The organism is Leptospira stimsonii, assembly GCF_003545885.1.
Classification (GTDB): domain Bacteria; phylum Spirochaetota; class Leptospiria; order Leptospirales; family Leptospiraceae; genus Leptospira; species Leptospira stimsonii.
The window spans coordinates 1,451,033-1,474,890 of sequence record NZ_QHCT01000001.1 but is presented as its reverse complement, the minus strand read 5'-3'; the positions used below and the strand labels follow the sequence as shown (position 1 = coordinate 1,474,890).

The 23,858-nt window shown below is 44.4% G+C and carries 18 protein-coding genes; 8 read left to right on the top strand and 10 right to left on the bottom strand.

The window, feature by feature from the left end; translation table 11 throughout:
• Positions 1-49: 49 nt before the first annotated feature.
• Both DLM75_RS07355 and ilvB read right to left on the bottom strand, forming a co-directional pair.
• On the bottom strand, positions 50-376 hold the full coding sequence (locus DLM75_RS07355) for a hypothetical protein (protein WP_118968025.1): 327 nt from the start codon (positions 374-376) through the stop codon (positions 50-52).
• A gap of 27 nt (positions 377-403) precedes the next feature.
• Positions 404-2,086 (bottom strand): biosynthetic-type acetolactate synthase large subunit, encoded by a 1,683-nt coding sequence (gene ilvB / locus DLM75_RS07350; protein ID WP_118967761.1) that lies wholly within the window; start codon positions 2,084-2,086, stop codon positions 404-406.
• Between the two features lie 493 nt (positions 2,087-2,579).
• Between ilvB and tpx the strand changes: the two genes are divergently transcribed.
• On the top strand, positions 2,580-3,095 hold the full coding sequence (tpx, locus tag DLM75_RS07345) for a thiol peroxidase (protein WP_118967760.1): 516 nt from the start codon (positions 2,580-2,582) through the stop codon (positions 3,093-3,095).
• 50 nt (positions 3,096-3,145) lie between these two features.
• On the opposite strand, the gene DLM75_RS07340 is transcribed toward tpx, so the two are convergent.
• From DLM75_RS07340 to DLM75_RS07325, 3 genes are all read right to left on the bottom strand, one after another.
• Entirely contained in the window at positions 3,146-4,045 is a 900-nt protein-coding gene (locus DLM75_RS07340) for an alpha/beta hydrolase (RefSeq protein ID WP_118967759.1), read from the bottom strand.
• A 150-nt stretch (positions 4,046-4,195) separates the two neighbouring features.
• Entirely contained in the window at positions 4,196-5,206 is a 1,011-nt protein-coding gene (locus DLM75_RS07335) for a zinc-dependent alcohol dehydrogenase (protein WP_147456614.1), read from the bottom strand.
• 730 nt (positions 5,207-5,936) lie between these two features.
• Positions 5,937-7,418, bottom strand: a complete 1,482-nt coding sequence (locus DLM75_RS07325; RefSeq protein ID WP_118967756.1) for an aldehyde dehydrogenase family protein — start codon at positions 7,416-7,418, stop codon at positions 5,937-5,939.
• A gap of 612 nt (positions 7,419-8,030) precedes the next feature.
• Here DLM75_RS07325 and DLM75_RS07320 point away from each other — a divergent pair.
• From DLM75_RS07320 to xrtN, 7 genes are all read left to right on the top strand, one after another.
• On the top strand, positions 8,031-9,557 hold the full coding sequence (locus DLM75_RS07320; protein ID WP_118967755.1) for an HDOD domain-containing protein: 1,527 nt from the start codon (positions 8,031-8,033) through the stop codon (positions 9,555-9,557).
• A 224-nt stretch (positions 9,558-9,781) separates the two neighbouring features.
• On the top strand, positions 9,782-11,068 hold the full coding sequence (locus tag DLM75_RS07315) for an LruC domain-containing protein (protein WP_118968024.1): 1,287 nt from the start codon (positions 9,782-9,784) through the stop codon (positions 11,066-11,068).
• Between the two features lie 82 nt (positions 11,069-11,150).
• The gene (locus tag DLM75_RS07310) at positions 11,151-12,209 is read left to right on the top strand and encodes a sensor histidine kinase (RefSeq protein ID WP_118967754.1); all 1,059 of its coding nucleotides are present in this window, start codon (positions 11,151-11,153) and stop codon (positions 12,207-12,209) included.
• Positions 12,210-12,268: 59 nt separating this feature from the next.
• Positions 12,269-12,874, top strand: a complete 606-nt coding sequence (locus DLM75_RS07305; RefSeq protein WP_167731738.1) for a response regulator — start codon at positions 12,269-12,271, stop codon at positions 12,872-12,874.
• 185 nt (positions 12,875-13,059) lie between these two features.
• Positions 13,060-13,383 (top strand): hypothetical protein, encoded by a 324-nt coding sequence (locus DLM75_RS07300; RefSeq protein ID WP_118967752.1) that lies wholly within the window; start codon positions 13,060-13,062, stop codon positions 13,381-13,383.
• A gap of 273 nt (positions 13,384-13,656) precedes the next feature.
• A complete protein-coding gene (locus DLM75_RS07295) occupies positions 13,657-16,287 on the top strand; it encodes an XrtN system VIT domain-containing protein (protein ID WP_118967751.1) in 2,631 nt (876 codons plus the stop codon).
• A 27-nt stretch (positions 16,288-16,314) separates the two neighbouring features.
• Positions 16,315-17,637 carry an exosortase N gene (gene xrtN, locus DLM75_RS07290; RefSeq protein ID WP_118967750.1) on the top strand — a complete coding sequence of 441 codons (1,323 nt, stop codon included), beginning with the start codon at positions 16,315-16,317 and terminating at the stop codon, positions 17,635-17,637.
• Between the two features lie 42 nt (positions 17,638-17,679).
• Here the strand turns inward: xrtN and DLM75_RS07285 are convergent, their stop codons facing one another.
• The 5 genes from DLM75_RS07285 to DLM75_RS07260 all read right to left on the bottom strand — a co-directional run bounded on the left by DLM75_RS07285 (position 17,680) and on the right by DLM75_RS07260 (position 23,800).
• A complete protein-coding gene (locus DLM75_RS07285) occupies positions 17,680-18,042 on the bottom strand; it encodes a hypothetical protein (RefSeq protein ID WP_147456613.1) in 363 nt (120 codons plus the stop codon).
• Between the two features lie 371 nt (positions 18,043-18,413).
• Positions 18,414-19,127: a DUF1554 domain-containing protein gene (locus DLM75_RS07275; protein ID WP_118968023.1), complete on the bottom strand. Its 714-nt coding sequence runs from the start codon at positions 19,125-19,127 to the stop codon at positions 18,414-18,416.
• A 29-nt stretch (positions 19,128-19,156) separates the two neighbouring features.
• Complete coding sequence (locus DLM75_RS07270) at positions 19,157-19,975, bottom strand: fibronectin type III domain-containing protein (RefSeq protein ID WP_118967747.1); 819 nt, start codon at positions 19,973-19,975, stop codon at positions 19,157-19,159.
• A gap of 4 nt (positions 19,976-19,979) precedes the next feature.
• The gene (locus tag DLM75_RS07265) at positions 19,980-21,569 is read right to left on the bottom strand and encodes a hypothetical protein (protein ID WP_118967746.1); all 1,590 of its coding nucleotides are present in this window, start codon (positions 21,567-21,569) and stop codon (positions 19,980-19,982) included.
• On the bottom strand, positions 21,566-23,800 hold the full coding sequence (locus DLM75_RS07260) for an adenylate/guanylate cyclase domain-containing protein (protein ID WP_118967745.1): 2,235 nt from the start codon (positions 23,798-23,800) through the stop codon (positions 21,566-21,568). The genes DLM75_RS07265 and DLM75_RS07260 overlap by 4 nt, the downstream gene beginning before the upstream one ends.
• Between the last annotated feature and the right edge of the window lie 58 nt (positions 23,801-23,858).

Sequence of the window (23,858 nt, the reverse complement as noted above, 5' to 3'; positions counted from 1 at the left end):
TCCGGAATACTTTTTTGTTAAACGAAAAAGAAAATCATCTATTTCGTTTTCAAGGGGCGGAAACGGTAAGCTCGTCGGCTTCTCGGGGAGGGTGTTTAGATATTGTTTCAGATTTTGGATCCGATTCGACATAGTGAACTCCTGTAATTTCCGGAATCGTCCGGAATAGGTTCAGAATTTTTTCCGGTTGCCCGGTATGAATTGTAATGATGATATCCTGGGAATTGTTTTCTTTGTTGCGCCAAAGGCGCCAATCCTTCCAGTCGATCGATTTACGGGATAAAATTCCGATTAGACGAAGAATGGGCGAAGGTCCATCTTCCGAAGCGATATAATACGAATAATCTTCGTTTTTTCTTGAATCCATAAAATTCATATTCATGTTCTCCTATATTCTAAAATATCAATGTATCATTTCTCGATTCGCTTTTCCGGGTGGGACCATAGGAAGCACGTGTAATTCGGGAGAAACCCGCAAAACAACGAAGGAGGGACCCTTTTTCGAAAATACTTCGCTTAATAATTCGTAGGCGGAGGATTCTTCTTTGAGTTCGTAGGACGGAATCCCGAAAGAATATGCAATTTTTGCAAAGTTCGTAGGAGTTACGAATCGAGATGCCGAAAATCGGGACGAAAAAAATAGTTCCTGTTGTTGCCTAACAAGACCAAGATGTCCGTTGTTCATCAAAAGAATCGTAACGTCCAAATTCAATTCCCGAAGAGTATCCAATTCTTGAATATTCATAAGAATAGATCCGTCACCCGAAACACAAACGACTCTCTTTCCGGGAGAAACCAAGGACGCTCCGATCGCAGTCGGAAGTCCGAATCCCATCGTACCCAATCCTCCGGAAGTCAGAAGGCTTCCTTGTGTTTGAAAGGAATAGTATTGCGCGACCCACATCTGATGTTGGCCTACGTCCGTGGTAACGATCGCTTGATCGCCTAGAATTTCCGAAACGTTTCGTATTACGGAAAACGGATGGAGCGCGTTCTTTTCATCCGGAAAAGGAAGACCGTACAATACTTTTAGAGTCGCGATCCGATCTTTCCATTCTTCCAAGGAAGCCGTTCGTTGCGGTAACTTCACTTCCAATATCTGTCTTAGAAAATCCTCCGCGTCGTGTTTCAAAAAGAGATTCGGATTTTTCAATTTTCCGATTTCGGTCGCGTCTATGTCCACGTGGATGATCTTCGCATTCGGACAAAACTCGCTTAATTTCCCCGTGGCGCGATCGTCAAATCGAACCCCGAGCGCGATCAAAAGATCCGTTTCCTCCAAGGCCATGTTCGAGGCTCTGGAACCGTGCATTCCTAACATGCCTATGAACAACGGGTTTTGATCCTCGCAGATTCCCAATCCCATCAAAGTCGAAACGACGGGGAACGTCAGTCGCTCTTGAAGAATACGAAACAACTCGGCAGACAAAGGACGATTCAAACCTCCGCCGATGTAAAAAATCGGTTTAGAGGATTCCGCAATCATCTCCCGGAATCGTTCTATCCAAAAAGGATCCAATTTCTTAGTTATTTCACTTTTTTGAATATTCCAATACTTTGATTCTTTGTCCCGATCCCATTCGACTTTTCCGGATGCGACGTCCTTCGGAACGTCGATCCAAACCGGTCCCGGCCTGCCCTCCGTGGATGTGATCCAAGCTTGTGGAAGAATTTTGATAAGGTCTTCCGTCCTTTTTACTAGATAGCTTCGTTTGGTGATCGGAATGGAAAGACTCAGAGTGTCGATTTCCTGAAAAGCGTCCGTTCCGATCAGGGAAACGGGAACCTGTCCGGTGATCGCAATCAAAGGAACGGAATCCATCTTCGCGTCCGCAACCGCGGTGATTAGATTCGTCACACCGGGCCCCGAGGAGGCAAGACAGACCGCCGGCTTCCCGCTGGCCCGAGCCATACCACCCGCGATAAAACCGGCGCCTTGCTCGTGTTTGGCGAGAATATGTCGAATTTTACTTCCGTGTAACGCGTCATAGATGGGAAGACTCGCTCCTCCGGGTATTCCCGTGACGGTTTCCACGCCGGCGTATTCCAAAAATCGAATGATCAATTCCGCACCGCTGATTTCCATTCCGTATTCTTCCTTATAAAAAATGTTTTCAAGTATCGCTCATCAACTCAGGAACCGCCTTAAAATAAAAAAGCCTCCCCCGGCTTTACACCGGAGGAGGCTTTTCTTAGGATTGCGCCTGAAAGAAATCTCTACAGCGTAAAGCGAGGTCCCGGTGGCCAGACGACCACCACGAGCACGAGCCATACCATGACTGTGTTGAGATTTGCTTTTTTGTTCACGCGTTCGAGATTCATAAATGAGTTCTTTGCCAGCTTGCTTTCCTCTCCAATCGTCACGCAAGCAATTTTTTAAACGAACCAAGAAAATACGATCGAAACGGAATGAAACCCTACGCTTCGGTAGGAAACAACTTCTTACCTAACGAAAAACGGAATTCCTTCTCCGAGTGAGAATTCAAAGGTCTAAAGGGAAAGTTTGCTTTCAAGTTCGGATTCTATGATAAGAATTGGATCTCGCGCATACTCAAAATTTTAATCTTAGGAAAACGAAAATGGCACAAGTCACACTCAAAGGAAATCCGGTTCCGCTCGAGGGAAAAATTCCGGCGCCGGGAGATAAAGCACCCGAGTTTAAAGCGATCAAACAGGACCTTTCCGAATTCGGCTTAAAAGACTACGCGGGCAAAGTAAAAATTCTTGTGGCGGTTCCGAGTCTCGATACTGCGGTATGTGCTCTTGAAACAAAAGCATTCAATGAAAAAGCCGCGAATCTAAACGGAATTTCCACTCTGATCATCTCCGGAGATCTTCCGTTCGCGATGAAACGTTTTTGTTCCACGGAGGGAATCGATTCTCCAAATCTCGTGACCGGATCTCAGTATAGGGATTTTTCTTTTTCGAAGGCGTATGGTACACATATCGCGGAAGGACCTCTGAAAGGACTTTCTGCAAGAGCGGTCTTCGTCGTGGATAAGAACGACGTCGTACGTTATGTGGAACTCGTTCCGGAAATCGGCTCCGAGCCGAATTATTCGGCGGCCATCGAAGCGGCTAACGCGGCACTTTAATTTTCGACCCTATCCGGTCCGAACGGACCGGATATTAGATAAATAGTATATTATAATTTTTGTATTAACTTTAAAATTTTGGAAGAAACTAAACCTTGGTCTTTTTGCCAGAGTTTGGTGTGTTCCCCTCCGGAGATTCCCACGAATTCCTTGGGTTCCTTCGCAGATTCCCCCAGTCGAAGTCCGTGTTCGTAAGGAACGCCTGTATCTGCGTCTCCGTGAAAGATCAAAACCGGTCTCGGAGAAATCTTATCGATTACTTTTTCGGGAGACAATTCGTCGGTTTCCAGATTCCCTCTCCATTCGTAAAAAAATACGACCAAAGGTAAAAGCGGATATTTAGGAAGTCCGAAATCTTTTTTAGCGTTGAAAGTGATGACGTCGACAAAGTCTGCAAAACCGGAATCGAAAATACCGATCTTGATTTCCGGATTCTCTGCCATAAAAAGGATCGAAGTCGAGGAACCCATAGAAAAGCCGAGAATACCAAAAGACTTCATTCCTCTCTGTTTTGCATATTCGAGGGTCGCGCTAAGGTCTTTTCTTTCGTGAAAGCCCATGGAACTAAAAGACTTTTGACTTTCTCCACAATCTCTCAAGTCCGGAAGAATTACGTTGAGCCCTTGATCGTGAAACAATTTCACATAACGTAACCCTTCTCTTCTCGTAGCGCCACGACCGTGAATCGATAGAATCACCTTATCCGATTTTTTCGGAGCGGGAATCCACCAAGCGGAGATCTTCATCCCATCGGATGTGACGTATTCTATGTTCTCGAAGTCCAAACCCAAGTCCGTCTTAGGATCTCCGCAGAAGATATAATGGTCTTTCATACAACGATGTGGTTTTGGATGAAGAAGAACTCCGGAAAAATACCAGGCGCCTCCGAATATAAGGAGGATGGAAAAGAGAATCAATGCGAGTAAAATTTTTACTATTCTTTGTTTCATGATCCGACTCCAAACGTTTCAGTGATTCGTGCTGCGACCGGATCCGCAAAATTCTTATCCTATCCGTTCCAATTTGATAAAGAATCGTTTTCAACAGACGCGTGGAGAAGAATCCGAGAAGAATGAAAGATGGCAAGAACAAATCTCACGTCATCGTCTTTCAATCACGACCTTCGGGCCTGCGTCCAAAAGCGCCTCGGGAGCATCCTTCCAAGACGCGGTCAAAGTGGTAACTTTACACGGACAAAAATGAGGATAATCCGCCAGATGCAGCAAATCGTGTAACGTCGGTTGCACGTTTACCCTTCCAGTTTGAAACGTGACTCCCCTTCCATACATCTCCAAAAGAGGAATGGAGGTTTTCTTTTTGTAATAGATTCCCACGCTCGTACAATGTCCTCCCGGAAGAAGGGATCGAAGCGCAAACGTTAGTCCTTCTTCGTTCGCGCTCGCATCGACCGTGATCGGGTACTGAGTCGAAGGTTCCGGATATTTTTTTGAGAGAATCGTCGCTCCGAAACTTTCGGCGATCTTGATTCTTTGTGGATCGTCGTCCGCATACGTTACGGGAGAACCCATTGCTCGGGCGATCATAACCGAATACAATCCCACACTCTTTGCGCCACCTCCGACGACTAAGACGGAACTCCCTGGATTCCGTTTTAAAAACGGCCCAACCGTTCTGTAACCGTCCGGAATGTTATCGCTCATGCTTGCCGCATCCGAAGGAGAAAGAGACGCGGGCAAAGGAATGAGCATGTAATCCGCAAAAGGAACTCGAACCAAATCCGAAAAAGCGCCTCCCCATTGTTTTCCTCCCAGATCGCCGAATCCGTACATGGAACGCGGCGGAACGGAAGTGCAACTGTTCGTCAGACCCGCTTTACAACGATCACACTTTCCGCAGGCGATCTGAAACGAAACGATTACCGAATCTCCGGGTTTGACGTTTTTCACGCGATCCCCTACGTTCTTAACTTTGGCGACGAATTCATGACCGAAAGGATAAGGGCCTTTGAACGGAGCCTTTCCTAAAGCGGTATTGGAAATCAATCTATATGCATGATTTCTAATAAAGTGAAGTAACCTCCCTTTAAAAGGAGCTTCTCCACGTAAGATCCCCAAATCCAAGTCGCATCTTGCAACCGCGATCGGTTCCACCAAAGCGTCCTCGTCGGATTCCAGTCGAGGCTAGGGAACGTCCCACCATTCTAATTTTCCAGGACGAAGGAACATGAGTTGTTGCATACAATCCTCCATAGACCGCATAGTCTATTGAGAACAAATATAGCGACAGACCAGTCTGTCTACTTTATTTTTATGAAAAATCAGCTATGAAAATCGAGTTTTAAACTGCGATTGGTTCATTCGATTTCTAAGACCAAAACCGTATTTAAGCGGGGTCTCGAAAATAAATCCTGTCGGAGAAACGACAATCTTTTCGTAAAAATCGCGCGCCCCACCCTGATCTCGGGTGGTGGAGGCGGGTCCGTGGGAAAAATCGGGAGATTTCGCTTTATCACGGTATGAATCCTTTTGCAAGGCAATTCTCTCACCGAATTTCTGTCGGAACTCCTACAAATATTCCGATTCGGATCGATCCAACTCCACCGCTCCTTAACCTACGGAAAAAAAATTCCCTCCGGCAAAAGAAGAATCGTTCACGAGTAGGTTACCCAAAATGTGGGAACTCCTTCGTTTAAGTCTGCGGCCCATTCCTCGCAAAACTGAAGGGATTTCCAAGCGTGGACCCAAGTGGTAAAAAAGTTTTGTCGGATTCTGATTCTACTGATAGCGAACGGCGGCCAAAAATTAAAAATCCCCCGGACGTCGGACTGAAAGCCCCATTCCGGAGGATTGATTTCAAACGAAGAAATCGGATTCTAAATTCTTAGATCAAAAAGTTCTTCGTAAAAGCGACGAGCCTCTTCACAAAATTAGTGTAAGGTGGATACATCAATCCGATCGAGCTGAGCGGAGATTGATGGAGGACCGAACGTTCGTGTGAAAAGGCTTTGAATCCGAAATAACCGTGATAACTTCCGTGTCCGGAATGATTCACACCACCGAACGGAAGATTCGGATTCACGAGATGAAGAATCACGTCGTTGACCGCAACACCACCCGAAGACGTTTCTTTCAAAATCTTTTTGATCGAACGATTCTTCTTACCAAAGATATAAAGTGCGAGAGGTTTCGGCTTGGAATTGATCTTTTGGATCGCGTCGTCCAAATCGGTGTAAGGAATCAAAGGGAGAACCGGTCCGAAAATTTCATCTTCCATAATATTCGCATTTTCTGGAATGTTACTCAAAATCGTCGGCTCGATATAATTCTGAGACGCGTCCGTGTCGCCCCCCATTTCGATTTTCGCTCCCTTCTCGACGGCCTCGTGGATATAACCGGAAACTCGATTGAAGTTCCGATCGTTCACGATTCTACAAAAATCGAGATTGTCTTTGAGTGCCTTTCCGTCTTTCGTATAAAATTCTTTCACGACCGCTTTCGCTTCTTCTACGAACGGTTTTACGAGATCGTTCGGAATGAGGAGATAATCGGGAGCCACGCAGGTTTGTCCCGCGTTCAAGACCTTTCCCCAAACCAGTTTTTTAGCCGCAGTCTTGATGTCCGCGCTATGATCGATAATCGCGGGGGACTTTCCGCCTAACTCGAGAGTAACGGAAGTCAGATGTTTCGCCGCCGCAGTCATCACGATCTTTCCCACGTGAGTGCTTCCCGTAAAAAAGATGTGATCCAATGGAAGTTCCATAAGCGCGCTGGAAACCTGGTAATCTCCTTCGAACGCCGCCACTTCCTCTTTAGGAAAAACTTCCGAAACGATCTTCTGAACTAGATTCGAAGTAGCCGGAGTAAATTCGGACGGTTTGATGAGAACCGTATTCCCCGCGGCGATCGCGGCCGCGAGAGGAGCGATGATGAGGTAGAACGGATAATTCCAAGGTCCGATGACCAACACGACACCGCGAGGTTCGTAGAGTATCTGACTCTTCGCACCGAATAGGGTCATTGGAGTTTTTACGGTCAGAGGTTTCATCCACTTACGAACGTGATGAATCGCGTCATTGATTTCCGAAATGGAAGGCATGATTTCAGTAATGTCGACTTCTCTTTCGTTCTTGCGAAAATCGGCGTTCACCGCTTTTTCGATTTCCGGAGTATATTTGATAATCGCGGCTTTGAGTTTTTTCAAACGCTGAATCCGGTCGTTCGCGTTGGTCAGCTTCATGACCTTATGAAAATGTTGTTTCTGAAGTTTAAACACACGTTCAATTTCAGCCTTGTCCACTGCAGGAAGGGATGGAGTCGGGTTAGAATTCGGTTTTTTTACCGGAGATTCCTGTAAAGTTGGCATCGGAAGTAGCTCCTTAATCTATCTAGTTACAAACGTATTCTTTAGGGAATATGCCCGATCGGGCGGCCTCATTCTATCATCGGGGAAAGGGAAAGCAATTCTTTTTATCTGTCTTTTTCTCCGATTCTAAAATAGACCATATCGAAATCGGAATCGCTTCCGTTCGCTTGGGTAAGAAAACACAACGATCCTTTTTTATAAAACCGTTCGTTTGAAGGAATTCGGAGGCCAAAACCGAGACGATTGTTTTCGGAATACGAAACAATCACTGCGTGAAAGGAAGAATTGAATCGATCTTTTTAAAGAACTAGCTTCTTCCTTTGCGTTAGGCGTTCATTCTCATGGACCGGAACGATTCGAATTCAATCTCAATTTGTAGTCAAAGGGGATTTATGTCCGTCGAATTAAACTTGAGAAAAAGGAACTGAATTATAAGAATTTGCTTTTCCAGGAATTCCGGACCCGACGGAATAAATCGAAAAAAGCAAAACGAAGAAAACTTATAATTGAAATAAAAGCGAAATAAATTTAGGAAATATTTTTCCAAGAATTCAAACGAAGAATTCTTGATGACTTGACAAGAAAAGAACGCGTCCGGAAGAATTAAACAATATGAGCCAGACTAAAGCATTAGAATTACATCACCACCAAGATCTCGGCTTTTACAGCAATCTTAAAGATCTCAATCACCCTGTACAAGAGAACGCTCCGATTCACTATAAATTTCACAATCTTACGGAAAACGTGGATTCCGTTATCAGCAGAACGTTGGATCGTTATCTGCTTCAACTCGACATCATTTATGTTCGGGATTCCGTTTTCTCCGCCCTAAGAGAAACGATCGCCAATTCCATTAAAGCGAACATCAAAAGGATCTACTTTAGAGAACTCGAAGCCGATATCCAGAATCCGGAAATCTACAAACAAAAGATCTTAGGCTTTAAGAAAAAATATCTGGATAACAAGGAAAAATACGAAGAACTTCTTCTTCAAAACAACTTCGTCGTACTTGTCTCCTTTATTCACAACAAGGATATGATTCGAATTCGAGTGATGAATAACGTAAAACTCAGTCCGACCGAAGTTGAACGGATCAATCAGAGAATCGAAAAGGCGAAACAATACAACGACCTTGCAGAAGCGTTCCTCGAAGCGGGAGACGAAACTGAAGGCGCGGGTCTTGGTCTGATCATGTCCCTGATGATGCTCAAGAACGACGGACTCGCCGCGTCCTCCTACAAGATCGAAAGCCAAGGGAACAACACCAGCGTAATCATAGACATTCCTCTCAACATCAGTAAGGAAAATCTACAACTCCAAAAAACCCAGGACATTCTAAAGAATATCGACGGTCTCCCTACGTTTCCGAAATCGATCCAAGATATTCAGGCGATGATCGAGAGACCGAATTCTTCGATCAGTCAGATCGCCGAGGTCATCAAAAAAGACGTGGCTCTTTCCGCGAATATTCTAAAACTCGCAAACTCCGCCGCGTTTATACGCGCCAATAAAGTGGAATCTCTCGACAGAGCGATTCAGCTCATCGGCTTAAAAGAACTCAATCAACTCCTCTATTCTCTCGGAACAAAACAAATTCTCGAGGATAAGTTCCCCGCGTTCCTTACGATCTGGGACAAATCGAATCAGTGCGCTTTTTATTGTAAACTCATCGCAAATCGTATGACGCTCCCGAAAGACACGATCAGCAATCTAATGTCGGCGGCTTTGTTACACGACATCGGAGAGATCATCCTTCTTTCTCTGGAAGAAAGAACGATGAAAAGTATCGGAAAGATCTCCGCTTCGAAAGAGATCGCGTCCGCGGTTTCCATGGAAGAAGCCGCATTAGGAATCACTCATACAAAAGTCGGAGCTCTGATCGCGGAAAAATGGAACTTCCCGGACGTGTATGCAAAAGCGATGGAATATCATCACAGAGCCTTGCTCGTCGACGAAGAATTTCAACCTTATGTATTTCCGATTTACTTGGCCGATATGATGATCAAGATCAACAACGAAGAAGCAAAATACAGCGAGATTCCGGAAAAGATTCTCCAGTATTGTAAGTTCGGCACTTCGGGCGATTTCCATTCGTTCCGGACGAAGTCACTTGAAAGTTTTCTAGCAAGTTCTCGTTGACAAAGTCGTCGTGTGAAAACCGCGACGATACAAAATGAATTTTGAATCGATTTCTTCTTCATTCTTTTATTGAATAAAAGTCCGGAATTGGTCATTTAACGAACCGGTCTTTCCATGTCGTTTTATACCTGTTCGCTTAACAAAATAAGCACTTCGGTCTATTGTTGTTACTCCTTAACTATGCGAGAATAAGACTCGTTCAGGCGAAAGCCGGAGGGTTTTTTATGAGAGGTATTTCAAAAATAGCGAGTTTGATTCTTACGGGGTTTCTCCTTTTGGGTCTCAATGCCTGCACGAACTCTCAGGATCCGAATCTCCTTTGGCTCCTCAGCGCGACACAACCGAATCCTTCCCCTGCTCCGGACGGAGAACAGCCGTTCAGCATCGTAATCAACGACGAAACGGCGCCCGTGGATTTCGTTTTCGATACTACGAAAACCGTAAACGTAAACATCCAGGTTTTAAGTCCGGATTCGCCGATTTCGGGAAGTTTAGTACAAATTTTTAATATAGATAACACCGCACAAAAATCCGTTTTTAGAGCCGTAACCGCGGAAAACGGAGAGGTCAAAGGTAGTTTCACGATCGACGAAGCGACTCGCAAGGTCACTCTGAAAGTGGAAGCCTTCGGTCAACTCTACGAAGCGGAGATCCAAATCATCAATTCGTTTAGTATTTCCCGGAAAATCACCGTGATCATCAAAGGAAACAACGTCCTTCTTCCGGATACGGACGGAGACGGAATCGTGGACCGAGATGATACGTATCCGAACGATCCGACCCGCGCGAGCACGTTTCGTTATCCGGCGAACGGCTATTATACGATTTCCTACGAAGACTTATTTCCGAATCAAGGGGATGCCGACTTCAACGATTACAATGTAAGAGTGGTTTTTGAAGAGGATTGGAACGCAAAAGGAGAAGTTGCAAGAGTTCGCGCAAAATATACACACGTCGCAAAGGGCGCCGGTTACAACCATACTTTGCATCTTACGATTCCGGGAGCGGCCGTTTCGTCTTATTCCTTAACTCGTTACGCGTATGACGGAACGACCGTGGAGAATACGTTTGCGGGAAACAATACTACCATTCAGGCGCTCGAGATTCTTCCCAGATCGAATACTACGATTCCTTCTTCGAATACTTCTCGATCCAATCCTACTTTCAAAATCGGAAAGTCCGCCGCATTGGAAGTCGTCTTACAAAGTGCGATCAATCGTGTCGCCTTAGGCGCCGCTCCGTACGATACGTTCCTCAAGGTCATCAATACGAACCAAGAGATTCACTTTCCGAGAAGATACTTTGATTCCAACGGAAAAGACATCTATTTGGATTCCACCGGATTTCCTTGGGCTCTTTTGGTCCCAGGAAATTTTCTTTGGCCTTATGAAAGCACGGATATTCGTAAATCGTATCCTTCTTTCAAATCTTGGTATGAATCGATGGGAAATCTCCATGCGGATTGGTATCTTTCACCCGTACAATCCGAAGTCTTTCCTCCTTCGAACTGAACTCATTTCCCCGGGATTTTCTTCCCGGGGCTTCTTTTTTTCTTTTCTTTCTTTCGATCGCGTGAGATGCTTCTAAGCTCGTATGACCGATCTGAAAATGAAGAAGCGAAAATTTCCCTCTTCCGTTCCTTTGGAATCGGGTTTATCTCCTAAATTCTTTTTGAATCTCTTAAGAGAAATCGCCCCGATCGTAGCGGTCGACGACAAACGTACCATTCTTTTTGCAAACGAATCCTTTCGAAAAGAATTCGTGGGAAGTTCGAGAAGTGTGATCGGTAAGAATTTATTTCGTGTTTTCGGACTGAACCCCGTGGATCAGGAAGAAATGGATTCCAACATTCATCTTTCCAAAAGGGGAAAGGTGCAGAACCAAGAGTTTCGAAAACAAAAAACATATTACGGTTATTCCGTATTTCGTTTCGGGGAAAGCATCGGTATCATTCTTAAAAACATCACCGAAAACAAACGTCTCGAAAAAAAGATCGCGAACCTTCACACAAAACTTCTTCAATCCCAAGAAGAGGAAAGAATTCGTCTTTCCCGTGAATTGCACGACGGAGTCGGTCAGACAATTCTCGCGGCCAAACTCAACTTCCAGGCCTTCAACCGAAATCCGAAAATCTACGAAGCCCAATTCGATACGGGACTTCTTTTGATCGATAAAGCGAGCCAGGAACTCAGAGACATTTACACGAATTTACATCCGTCTACTCTTCGTGAAATCGGTCTGGAAGCCGCGATCCGCGCCTTGAGTTCGGATTTATTTCAGCCTATGGATGTGGAATCGGAATTGGAACTCAATCTAAAACAAGAACTCCAACCCACGGTCGCCAATCAGGTTTTTAGAATCGTTCAGGAAATTTTTCAGAACGTGATCAAACATTCTCAGGCAAAGAAAGTTTATCTCAAAATCCAAATCAAAGGAAGACAATTGTATCTGGACGCAAAGGACAACGGAATCGGATTTCAAGAAAGAAAAGTAAGAGCTCGCTCCTCCGGTTTTGGACTTGAAAATATTAGAAGAAGAGTGGAAGATTTAAATGGTAAATTTAAGATTGATTCTTCCGCGGGAAAAGGAACTAAGTTTATCATTCGTATTCCTTTGGAAAAAAGCAAAAATACAACGACCAAAAAAATATGACACCTCTAACAAAAATATTCTTAGTCGATGATCACGCCATTCTCAGAGAAGGGCTTAAGATGATTCTTTCCGGACAACCGGGTTTGGAAATATGCGGAGAATCCGGAGACGCAGAAAAGGCGCTGGATCAAATCGGCAAGTTGAGTCCCGATCTTGTCATCACGGACATTTCGATGCCGGGCTTAAGCGGAATCGATTTGGTGAAAAATCTGAGAAAACATTATCCGAACATTCGAACCATCATTCTCTCTCGTCATGATAACAAGGAATACGTTCAAAAATTACTCGAACTCGGAATCAACGGGTACGTTCTCAAAGACGACGCAGGCAACGATCTTTTGAGAGCGATCGAAGCCGTTCACAAAGGAGAAACCTATTTAAGTCCGGGTATTACCTCTCATTTTCTTTCCGGCTTTGTAGGCTCGGGAAAACCGGGAGAAGACAACCAAGATGCGAAGAAGGCTTTTTCGGTTCTTTCGGATCGGGAAAGAGAAATTCTAAAATTGGTCGCGGAAGGCAACTCCAACGAATCGATCGGGAAAATTTTGAGAATTTCTCCCGCAACCGTGAAGGTCCACCGCGCGAACATCATGAAAAAATTAGACCTTCATAAAGTTGCAGACTTAGTAATGTATGCGATCCGCGCGGGTTTGATCGAATCCTAGTTTTTTTGAAACGGATCTCCTTCAGTCGAAATTGTGAAGCGTAGACATTGATTCCAAAGTTTTTTTTCACAAGTCGATTTGGATCGGAGCACGAGAAAGACTTTCAAAGATTCTCCAGCGCCTTTCTCGTTTCGATCCTTGCCGGGACGAATGTCCGATTTTGAGTTCGAGACAACGTTTGCGAAATGAATTCAGATTCGATCTTAGATCAATATCCGTTTCTTCTCGACCTTCCTGAACCGATTCGGAACGAATTGGATCTCCAAATGTTGCTGATTCCTTCCCACGAACAAAAAGAAAAAATCCGAGGTTTGGAGGAAAAAACGAATTCGTTTATCGTCCTCTACAAAAAGGATTACGAGCCGAGGGGAAAACATCTTTGTAAGACGATTCGCTCTGCGGAACTGGAATCAGATCAATTGAAATCGATCTCTCAATTTGAACTGGAAATCCAAAAAGAGACCGACCTCATAGTAGTCGCGTATCACAAACCCGTATTATTTTTTTGATAAGAATCCGTTTTGATTCTCATCTTTCCCAATGTTTCGATCGTTTTCCGATCGATTTTCAAACTTGCCTGAAAATCCTTTTTTTCAATCCAATCAAAAATTTATGGGAATTCTGACTTTCTTTGCGGTTGATAGGTGTATCTCCTATGGGTTTCATCCGCTTTTTTAGTCAAGCACCTGAGTGCTCGATTTCTTACACCCAAGGAGCGGACTTTCCTTCGAGCTTAGAGTATATTCTTACGTAGAAAAATTAAGGAAGAATCGATAAACTTCATGAAACACAAAATCCAAGAATACTTTCAAAGAACCATACACATCTTTCAATGGGAGGCACCGGCGTGGATTTGGTTCCTAAGTTTATTCGGGGCCATTCTTGCATTGGGGGTCACCTCCTACGGTGTAGTCGAGGTCGTTCTGCGCATCACGGGATCTCATTCTGAGTTCCTCATTTATTTCGTTTTTGGAATCATTGCGATCCTCTTTGTAGCCCTTTTTTCTTTGATTCTTTACGTCATTTTTCCATCCTATAAGGAATTTTTAATATTTACTTTAATTCTATCTTCGATCTGTTTTTCCGTAAATTCATACGTTCTAAATCATGAAGTATTCCCGCCCTTTACGGAAAGAACCGTATGGTCCCTGTGGATCGCATTCCTATTGTTAGGCGCCTCACTCTTTATCGATAGGATTCCGAAATCGATTCTTCCGTTCTTTCAGCCGTTTCTTGTATTGGGCGCTTTTATGTCCGTCGCTTTCGTCCTCGTCTTGGCTCCGTTAATGGCGTTTAGTTGGGCCCTTGTTTGGATGGCCGGACTCGGATTTTTACCTTACGGCCCGTTATTCTCGATGATCGCTTTTGGATATGCAATTTTTCTAATTCATTCTAAACTCGAGAATGGAAAAAGAAGAATTTCGTTTCTTCTGATCTCGGTTTCGGCCTTGTTCCTTCTGGGTTATTCTTCTTATTTTTTTATTCAGTGGAATCACGCGGAAACGGTTCTTACAAAACCGGAAAGTCATCAAGGTCACAATCGAATCGACGCAGATCTTCCGGATTGGATTCAAAAAGCCGCAAGACTCCGCACAAACCACGTTACGGAAATGGTGTTACAACCGGATCGAAGATCGCAGATGGGTTTCTTTGCCGCACAAAGCCAGTTCGATCCATTGGCCTACTTTGCGTCGCAAGGTTTTCTTTCTTTGTTTCGCGCGGATCCACGAACTCGAATCATTCCCGAAGACGCCGGTAAAATTCTCCACCTTCTTTTCGGCAGATCACACGCCTATCTGGAACGCCTTTGGCGGGGGAATTCTTTGATCACGACGGATATGGATTCTCATGTTCAAGTTTATCCGGATCTTAGGGTTTCTTACACAGAGACGACGATCTCGATCTATAATGAAAATTCCTCTTCCGATCGTTCCTTTCTACCGTTCGGTTCGATGTTCGCGACTCCGGAAGAGGCGATCTATACGATCACAGTTCCGGAAGGTAGTATCTGCACAAAACTTTCACTCTGGGTAAACGGAGAAGAAAGACCGGCGCGGCTAACCTTCAAGTCAAAGGCGCGTAACGCGTACGCGACGATCGTCGGTGTGGAAAGAAGAGACCCTTCTTATGTGGAATGGTTGGACGGGAATCGACTTCGACTTCGTGTATTCCCGGTGAATCCGCAAGATTATCGGATGGTAAGAATCGGAATCGTATCTCCATTGAAATCGAACGGAAAGACCTTATCTTACGAACGAATTCGTATCGAAGGTCCGGTCTCCGACTTTGCCGATCAGAAAGTAAACGTGGACCTTTTCACTTCGGAGAAAATCGATCTCGAGTCTTCGGGAATCTCACTCAAAGAAAAGATCGTTCCCGATTCTCAAGTGCGTCAGTGGACGGGGAAAACCGGTTTTCTTGGTTGGTCCTTTTCTTTTCCTGAAACTCCTACAAAAGGATTCGTCTCAGCAGGAGGAATGTCATACAACGTTCTTCCCGAACAAAAAGAGTCGATTTCGTTTCAACCAGATGGAATCGTCGTCGTCCTTAACGAAGCCTATTCCAGATCGGAATGGAAGAAGTTGGTGAAGAATTTATACGAGTATAAACTTCCGATTACGATTCTAACGAACGAATGGTTTCAGACAAAAGATTCCGAAAAAGCGATCCGTTATTTGGAAGAATGTGAAATTCCGTCATTCAATCTTTTTCCGTTACATCTAACGGAAATTCTATCCAATCAAAACATCGGTAAAAATCCTCTCTGGGTAGTTGCGGGTGAGAATCGGTCGGTTCCATTCGGAGAACTTCGCGGGTCGGAACGATTCGAAAATATGCAACGGAGTGCCAATCGTCGAACGGAAATTCCCAAGATCGCGATCGTTAACGGAGTAAAATCGGAATACGTCGCGAGTCTCGTCGATCTAGAACAAATGGATCCCGTTGCGGAAAATGAAACCGAACTTTTCGAAATTCTAAAAAACAAAAAAATCTCCTTACCGATTCAAAACGAAAAATTCATTTCCCTGCCTTATGCTAAATTAACGCTCGAGAAATCGGACCGTACGGAGGGGAAACGTGCAGGCGCGGATCTTTTGATACGAATGCTCATCCAGAAAAAAATAATGCGACAACTCGGAAAACGATTCTTCGATCGGGACTTGGAAAACCAAGATCTGGTGGATCTGGCTCGGGACGCGATGGTAGTATCGCCCGTCTCCTCCCTCATCGTACTCGAAAGCGAAGACGACTACAACCGTTTCGGAATCAAATCTAGATCTTCCTCTCTCGGTCAGAGCAAACTCGAAGCTCCCGGAGCCGTTCCTGAGCCGGGAGAATGGATTTTGTTCTTTTGTATCCTAATCGGATTTATACTTTATCTTCGATTTCAAAAATCGCATTCCTTTTTTTGAATGTGTTTCCGAATTCGAGTGAATTGAATGTCTGCGTCTCGTAAAACGATTCTTTCTATTTTCGCGTCGATCGGAGTGTGTTTGATTCCGTTGGGTTTGGTAGGAAGGGGATTACTTAGCATTCGTTCTACGTTTGAGTTGTATCCGCTTCTTTTTTTACCGCTTTTTCTTGGTAAAGAAAAGAAGCCGACAAACGCCTGGCTCTTTTTGCCGGGCTCTTCTTTCGTTGTCGCGGGAATTTTTTATCAAAGATTGAGTCTCGTTTGGATCGGATCTTTTTGGAATCTCCTCGCGCTTCTCCACGGAAGCGGAATTCGTTTTACCTGGCCCGCTCCGTTTTTCGTATTCGCAATTCCACCGATCACCGGATTCGGCTCTCTCTTTTTGGGATTTCAACTTCGATTGCTCGTAACAAAATGGAGCGCTTGGTTTTTGCGCTTTTTCGATCCGTCCTCTTCCGCTCTTGGAAACCAGATTTTTTACTACGGGATGCCGTTCACCGTCGATAAGGCCTGCGAAGGAATGAAAATGGGTCTTGCCTCGCTTCTTCTCGCAGTCGCCTTTTTACTTCGTTCCGATCGCAAAGGTGCGGCGTTGATTTCAATTCTTGCGATTCCTCTCTGGTTTTTTTCCAATTGGATCCGAGTTATTGTATTAGTTCTTTTTAATATTCCGGCCGCATCCTGGAGACACGAGTTCGTGGGAACGATATTTTTTATCTGCGGAGTTGTTATTCCTTTGGGTTTGATCGCGCTCTTTTTCCCGAAGTCTTCCGATAACGAGTCTTCATCCCTTTCCCGAACGATTTTGAAATTTCCCCCAAAAACTGCGTTGTGGCTTCTTCCCGTATTGACAGTCGCGTTTCTCTCGCGAGATTTTTATATTTCACCGAAAACGCACACTTGGCCGCGCAAAATTCTCTCCTTCGAATTGGATCCTGATTCGACTCGAGAAGACTCTCGAATCGCAACCTATCGTTTCGAAAAAAACTATCTGATCCTAAAGCGTGATCTGTTTGCAATCGGAACGGGACATGATCCAAGAATTTGTTTCGAGGCCGTCGGTTTTTCATTCGTGGAACAAGGAGAAGACGATGGAATTCAGAAAGCCCGGCTCAAAAGTCCTTCGGGAGAAGAACCGACTCTTTTGTGGTGGTATTCGATTTCGGAAAAACCCTATTCGGATGAACTCAAAGGTGATAAAAAAACCGCGCCACACAGAGCTTCCTCCACCGGCGATTGGCGATGGAAACGTTTTCAAGGATCAGATGTGATACAGTGGAATTTATACGGACCCGAAGAAAAGGAGCTCCGAAAAATCTTAGAATCTCTTTCCAATCCTCCGCTTTAACGAATCTCGTATACATCGTCGTTTATCAAAGTTGTTAAACGATTATTGATCCCAATCGATGCAGAAGGTTCCCGTACCGGGATGGTCCTTTCCACCCATACACGCAATCTTCGGTTCGCAGGATTGAATCAAGGTGCTCATATGATTGAGCGCAAATTCCTCCAAGGTATTTCCGCATGGAGTTACAAACAAACTCTGCTCGCAAAAATCGACGTCTTTTTCGAGATAAAGCGCCCCTTTGTCAGGAATGACAGAAGAAAATCCTGCGACAACTCCGGTAAGAATCGAACCCAAAAGATCGGTCTTTGTCGATGGAATCTGAGACGGATCAACCGGAAAACATAAAAGTAGTTTCCATCGGATCGCCGAAGATTTTCGATCCTCGAAAGTATCTTCAGTTACCAACTGCGGTCCGTCGATCCCGCTACATCCGCAAAGGAACAAAAGGAACAAAAGGAACAAAAGGAACAAAAGGAACAAAAGGAACAGAATCCTCGGGAAAAAATTGCGTTTCATAGAATGCAAAACTAAAAAGGAAAATCGGATCGGCCAGTCTTATTTGAAGTTTCCTATTAAATTCTATCCAACTTTCCTACATTCCCAAAAAGAATATTAGAATTACAGTATTCCCTAATTTACTGTTTAGATGAGATTGTAGAAAAAAGATTCATTTCTCAAAAATCAAAATGAATCAAAATTCGTTCCTTCCCGAAGCGCGGGAACAAAAAGAGAACCGATCGTAAGGAATCACGTTAGACGATAGATAGATACTGAATTTATTGTCGTACACAGACTAATTTTTTTGCTACGTTGCAAGGATCCGAAAAACCGCCCGAGTTGATCGCATTCGCATTGGTTACGGCGCCGGCTCCGAATTCACCGGTGGAACCACCACTTCCATCGGCCCAATTATTGCACGTATCACCCACGCTGATCGTCCAGTCGTTCGCTAATCCAGTCCACCATAGGTTTGCCGCACTCGAATCGAAGAACGATACGATCGGAAAGATCGCAATTCCTGCCGAGTTTGTAGTAAAGGCTTTCACCGGGTTCGCCACCGTGCCTCGATAATAATCTCGATTAGCGAGAAGAACCCAATTCGAATTCTCCGCGCTGTTTGTACAGTTTGCGGTCGCATTGCAGGCTCTTCGAATGGGAGCCAAGTTGGACACGATCAGAGCTTTATAGTCTGCCCCTGCTCCGGGTAAAGAAGCGAAGTTTGCATTTTTCTCGGCGCTACAGACGGAATCCGCTCCGGTTACTGTCCCAGCGCCCAATAGTCCCGAGTAGGTTCCGGTAGTCACAAAAAGATATTTGAAGGCAAGATTCGGGTCCGAAGAACTGGAAGTTTGAGAACTAGCGTTCGTATTTAATAGCGCCAAAAACAAAGCGCCCGAATTTAGATCCGGAAAAGGAGCGGAACAGCGCGAAATAAAAACAAACAAAACTATATATTTATATTTTATAATATACTTAATCATTTCGTCCATAAATCCTCCGATCTTTTGGATCGCAGAATTCACTCGAATTCTTTTCGAAAACTGATCTCGACTCTTCCCAAAGAAAAGAGCGAATTTGTTTGTGAACTTGGGTATGCCCATCTTGTGCTGTATTCCGGTTTTGATTCTATCAGAACGGATGTAGATTGAAAAGAACGTTTTTCCAACCAGACGTTCAAACCATAGCTCAAAAGGGCTAATACGCCTATACTCACCTGATTATTTTGATGTCGATCGTATTCTTTTTTGTCCTCTTCCCTCTGATGAAGAAAGAAATAACTGACTGGAAGCGGAGATGTCAAGGCAACTAACGTTAAAAAGGCGGAATCGTTCGTGCCTGATTGAGAAAGTGAATTTCCGGCAGCTCTTTCCGCGTTACCCGCAACCGCGAGAGCGCCGAACCAGAAAAAGACCAGGGACGCTCTACCGTATTCCTTTTTTTCCAAAGGAAGTAAACCCGGAATTAAAACCTTCCACTGAGAATTCCCCGCATGCGCTTGTTTCTTCTCGGCATCCACCACACTTTTCGGGCGATCCTGCTCCACGACGAATGCGGACCACTGACTCCAAGAAGAAGGTTTTCCAAATCGATTGAGCGCTGAAATTCTAAATTCGTATTCTCCTGCAGGAATCTTAAATTCCAAGCTGTTTACGGAAATTTTTTCTTCCATAACGAGCGTATCTTCGAGAGATTTCTTTCTGATTTCGATTTTATAACCGTTACTCCCCTTTACTTCGTTCCATTCTATATAATACGTGTATTTCTTATCTTCCGAATATGCAGAATTACTAATAAACAGGCAGAACAGTAACAGAAGATTTGCGCACAATGATCTCAAACGTTTATTCTCCTTTTTTTCCGCTGGCCTTCGCTTCCGGAGCCGCTAAGTCTTCTCTCAACTCGATCCTAAATTCCGATCGAACTTGGCTGGAATCGTTTCCATCCTGTGACAAGGACCAAGAGAATTTTCCCACATCCAAAACGCTGAGGTCCGTCAGACGAAATGATTCTCCGCTTACGCTTCGTTTTAGAATCGATTCTCCCTTTGTTCCGTACAGGGTTAGACTCCATTTTTGATCTCGAGAAGTGGTTCCGTGTTTCCATCGGAATACAATTGAATTTTGCCCTGTCATATCGACCACTCTGCCTTTGATTGGAAAAACCAAAACCGGGAGACTGGACACTTCCTTTGGAAGCTGATTTTCTTTTTCTTTCGATTCTTCTTTCGGAACCGTTTTTGTTTCAGGATTTGTTTCCGCGGAAAGCAGTTCTTGCGGAACGGATTCGTTTTTCTCCACCTGAAAGGATCTTGTTTCCGAAATCGATTCCGTTCCCGGCAAATTCGAAAACGACTTTACCCTCCAGTGATATTTCCCTGCGGAAAGTGGAATCGAAATCGAAGTTTTAAACACGGTCAATTGCCGCAGACCCTTTTTGAAATCGACGGATTCCGAAATTTCAAGAATGTATCCCGTGGCTAAACGGGAAGGTTTCCATCGAAAGGATTGAAGAGAACTTCCTTCTAGCAAAGTATTTTTTAATGGGAAGAGAAGAGTCACGGGGGGATTCGGAAGAACTCTAAATTTTCTGGTCTCGGAATTTTTCTTTCGATCGGAAGACAATATTCTCCAATAATAAATACCTTCAGGAAGATTCGTATCCGCCGATTCCCCTTTGATTTCTTTTTTAAGAATCAGCGGGGAAAAATTTCGATTCAAAGAAATTTCTAAAAATCCGGATGCCGCGCCGTTCGAATTCCAACGAAAGGAGATTTTCGCCTCTCCCGAATCGGGAAAAATTCGATGATTGTCCTGCGGTTCTAAAAGCTCCCATTCTTCCCGAAACTGAGCGAAAGATTCGTTTACAAACTTCGCTTTTTCTCCTTCTTTGAGAACGACACTTTCCTTGTTCGAACCGATCCATCGCAAACTCCCTTTTGTGGATTCTACGACGTTCTCTTCGCCGCTTTCTCCTCGCGTTAGGCGAAACAGAGCGGATTGGTTTTCCGATTTCAAAGTTGTTTTTCCGGATGTTAGGGTCACCGGTTTTTCGGATTGAACTCGAACGGAACCTTCCTCCAGTTCCAATAGTTCCTCATCCTCTTTTAAGTTGATCACGATCATCGATCTCGGATCAAGTTCGAATTTTGTTCCGGATGAAAGAGTGATCACCGCTTCCGATAACTCATCGGTTCTCACCGAATCGTGGTTAAAGATCGGAAAATTCTGCTCCACATCCTGCCAAATCATCCGATCCGAAAATTTTCTCTGAGCGGTTCTATATTTAAACGTGATATTTCCGACGGTTTCCTTTCTCCCTTCTCCGAAATCCGCCGTATCTTCCTTCCAAAAAAGAAAAAGGGAAATCGAAAATACGAATAGAGACAACGCTCCTACTTGGATTTCCTTTCTGAATTTGGAGTAAAGTTTCATGCTAAAGACCGGGAAGGTGATTCTGGGTCCGGAATGCCGCATAACGTGCGCAATTCTTCCAAGGATTTAGGACAATCCTGATCGTCTTTCCAACCTAATACGGCGTAAATGCTCTGCGGTTTTTCCTTTCCTCTTATCCAAACGGGAGGAAGTTCCACGAATTGAAAATAATCCTTTGCTTGAAGATAAGTGCTTTCGGAAATCAAGATGTCCGTTCCGAATTCCTTGTTTAAGTATTCGATCCTGGAAGCGAGATTGACCGTATCTCCGATCACGGTGAACTCTAATTTTTTTTCGGAACCGATCTGACCGACGATCACAGGACCAGAATTGATTCCGCAACCGAATCTCGTAAACGGACGTCCGATCTCTTGTCCTTGCCGATTGAACTCGATCAAAGCTCTTCGCATTAGTAAGGCCGCGTTGATAGCATTCTTAGGTTCGTTTCCGTCGTGAACGAGCGCGCCCCAATGGGCCATAACCGCGTCGCCGATAAACTTATCCACGATTCCTTGTGTGAGGTAAATACATTCCACCATCTCAGTGAAATATTGATTCAAGAATTCCACGACTTCTTCCGGTTTCATCTTTTCGGACATCCCGGTGAAATTGCGAAGATCTGAAAAGAAAACCGTGACTTCCCGATTCTCTCCGCCCAATTTCAGATCGGACGACAACGCTCTTTCTGCGATCTCCTTGTTGACGAACTTACCGAACGTATCTTTGATCTTCTCCCTTTCTTCGAGACCTCTCGCCATTCGCAAGAATGAGTTTGTAAGAACGCCGACTTCGTCGTGGGTCGTAGGTCGAATGTCGACCGCATAGTTTCCCTGTTCTACCTTGCGAGTCGCCTGCAACAGTTGTATGATCGGAATCGTAAGCGATCGCGAAAATACAAAAACGACAAAGAACGCAACCGATAAAACGGAAATCATGATCAGAAGATTTTGTCTTCTGATCTTATATACAGCCTCGAACGCGAGATCGGCGTCTAACGTGGAAATGACACCAAGGCCTCCTACTTCCAACTGTTGATAGGAGCCCAACACTTCCCTTTCTTCAAAGTCGAAGCGCTGTGAACCGTTATCGGACGGACTTCGAAGCATGGTTTCCACAAGGGGATATTTTTTATAATCCTTATTGGAGATCGCCTCCTTATCGTTCGAGTGAGCGATCAAATTACCGGAAGAATCCACGACGAGCATCTGGAAAAAATCGGTTTGACGAACCGCGAGAAAAGAATCCAAAAACTCCGTCGCAGAAAAGACCAAACCCGAAATTTCTGTCCCATTGGAGACGGGCAAAAGAACCGCAACGGCGGGAAAACCGAACTCGGAAGAAACATTCAAAACTTCTAATGTTCCGGAAAGTCGAGAAGACGCCTTTTCCAAGGATGCTTTCAGCGCTTCTGGATCGGGGACTCCGGTGACGGAATTATTTTTTAAGAATTTCAGATTCCAAAAAAGGGAGCTGATTTCTCGAACGGATTCACCGGGTTTTAATTTAAAACGAACATAGGCGACTGCGTTTCCGTTCGCACGGAAGAATTTTTCGGATTCGATAGGACGAAAGTCTTGGATCTTCAAGGTCGCTTCTTTCAGCCTTCCGCTAAGTTGAAGTCCGGTCAATCTCGCGAGGGAAAGGTTATATTCCTGGATAAGAATTTCGCTGTATTTCCGGAAGAAGTATGTAGCCATCGTAATCATAAGACTCATACTGATCATGATGATCGCTGAAACGATCGAAAGCAACTTCACACGGATCGTAAACCGGGAAGGACGAAACGGTTCCGCTTCCCGATTATAAGAATGAACCGCGTGGGGATGTTTTAGAAAATCATGATATTTTAATTCTAAATCTTTTGCAAGTCCGTGTCCCGTCCAAACCAAACACGCGGACGGTTGAGGTCGGTTTTTTAAAAAATTGAAAAACTTCTCGGACGATTCTCCGATTCCGGAAAGAATTTTGTCGCTATCACCGGAAGAGATTGTAAAACCGCCGTGTTTTAGATCTCTAACGAGTTTAGGAAAGTCGTGCGACTTTTTGAGACGTTCGGCTTCCCTCGAAGGAAGACAAAAAACGATCTCACGAATTCCGAGAGCGAGTTTTTCCGAAATCAGACTTCGGATTAATAAATCCGGGTCTTCCGAATCCGAGTGCAGGTTCGGAAGTTCTTCCCAGAGAATTCTTTTATTCGACTTTTTTGTGAAACGATCAAGCAGTCTGGACATCCCTTCCCTGTTCTCCTTAATTCTGGAGTAGATTGGAGATGTTTTTTATCCTGTCATC

Excerpts from the sequence above, each read along its gene's own strand:
- DLM75_RS07355 (WP_118968025.1), bottom strand. The coding sequence starts at position 376 with ATGAATTTTATGGATTCAAGAAAAAACGAAGATTATTCGTATTATATC.
- ilvB (WP_118967761.1), bottom strand. The coding sequence starts at position 2,086 with ATGGAAATCAGCGGTGCGGAATTGATCATTCGATTTTTGGAATACGCC.
- tpx (WP_118967760.1), top strand. The coding sequence starts at position 2,580 with ATGGCACAAGTCACACTCAAAGGAAATCCGGTTCCGCTCGAGGGAAAA.
- DLM75_RS07340 (WP_118967759.1), bottom strand. The coding sequence starts at position 4,045 with ATGAAACAAAGAATAGTAAAAATTTTACTCGCATTGATTCTCTTTTCC.
- DLM75_RS07325 (WP_118967756.1), bottom strand. The coding sequence starts at position 7,418 with ATGCCAACTTTACAGGAATCTCCGGTAAAAAAACCGAATTCTAACCCG.
- DLM75_RS07320 (WP_118967755.1), top strand. The coding sequence starts at position 8,031 with ATGAGCCAGACTAAAGCATTAGAATTACATCACCACCAAGATCTCGGC.
- DLM75_RS07315 (WP_118968024.1), top strand. The coding sequence starts at position 9,782 with ATGAGAGGTATTTCAAAAATAGCGAGTTTGATTCTTACGGGGTTTCTC.
- DLM75_RS07310 (WP_118967754.1), top strand. The coding sequence starts at position 11,151 with ATGACCGATCTGAAAATGAAGAAGCGAAAATTTCCCTCTTCCGTTCCT.
- DLM75_RS07305 (WP_167731738.1), top strand. The coding sequence starts at position 12,269 with ATGATTCTTTCCGGACAACCGGGTTTGGAAATATGCGGAGAATCCGGA.
- DLM75_RS07300 (WP_118967752.1), top strand. The coding sequence starts at position 13,060 with ATGAATTCAGATTCGATCTTAGATCAATATCCGTTTCTTCTCGACCTT.
- DLM75_RS07295 (WP_118967751.1), top strand. The coding sequence starts at position 13,657 with ATGAAACACAAAATCCAAGAATACTTTCAAAGAACCATACACATCTTT.
- xrtN (WP_118967750.1), top strand. The coding sequence starts at position 16,315 with ATGTCTGCGTCTCGTAAAACGATTCTTTCTATTTTCGCGTCGATCGGA.
- DLM75_RS07275 (WP_118968023.1), bottom strand. The coding sequence starts at position 19,127 with ATGGACGAAATGATTAAGTATATTATAAAATATAAATATATAGTTTTG.
- DLM75_RS07265 (WP_118967746.1), bottom strand. The coding sequence starts at position 21,569 with ATGAAACTTTACTCCAAATTCAGAAAGGAAATCCAAGTAGGAGCGTTG.
- DLM75_RS07260 (WP_118967745.1), bottom strand. The coding sequence starts at position 23,800 with ATGTCCAGACTGCTTGATCGTTTCACAAAAAAGTCGAATAAAAGAATT.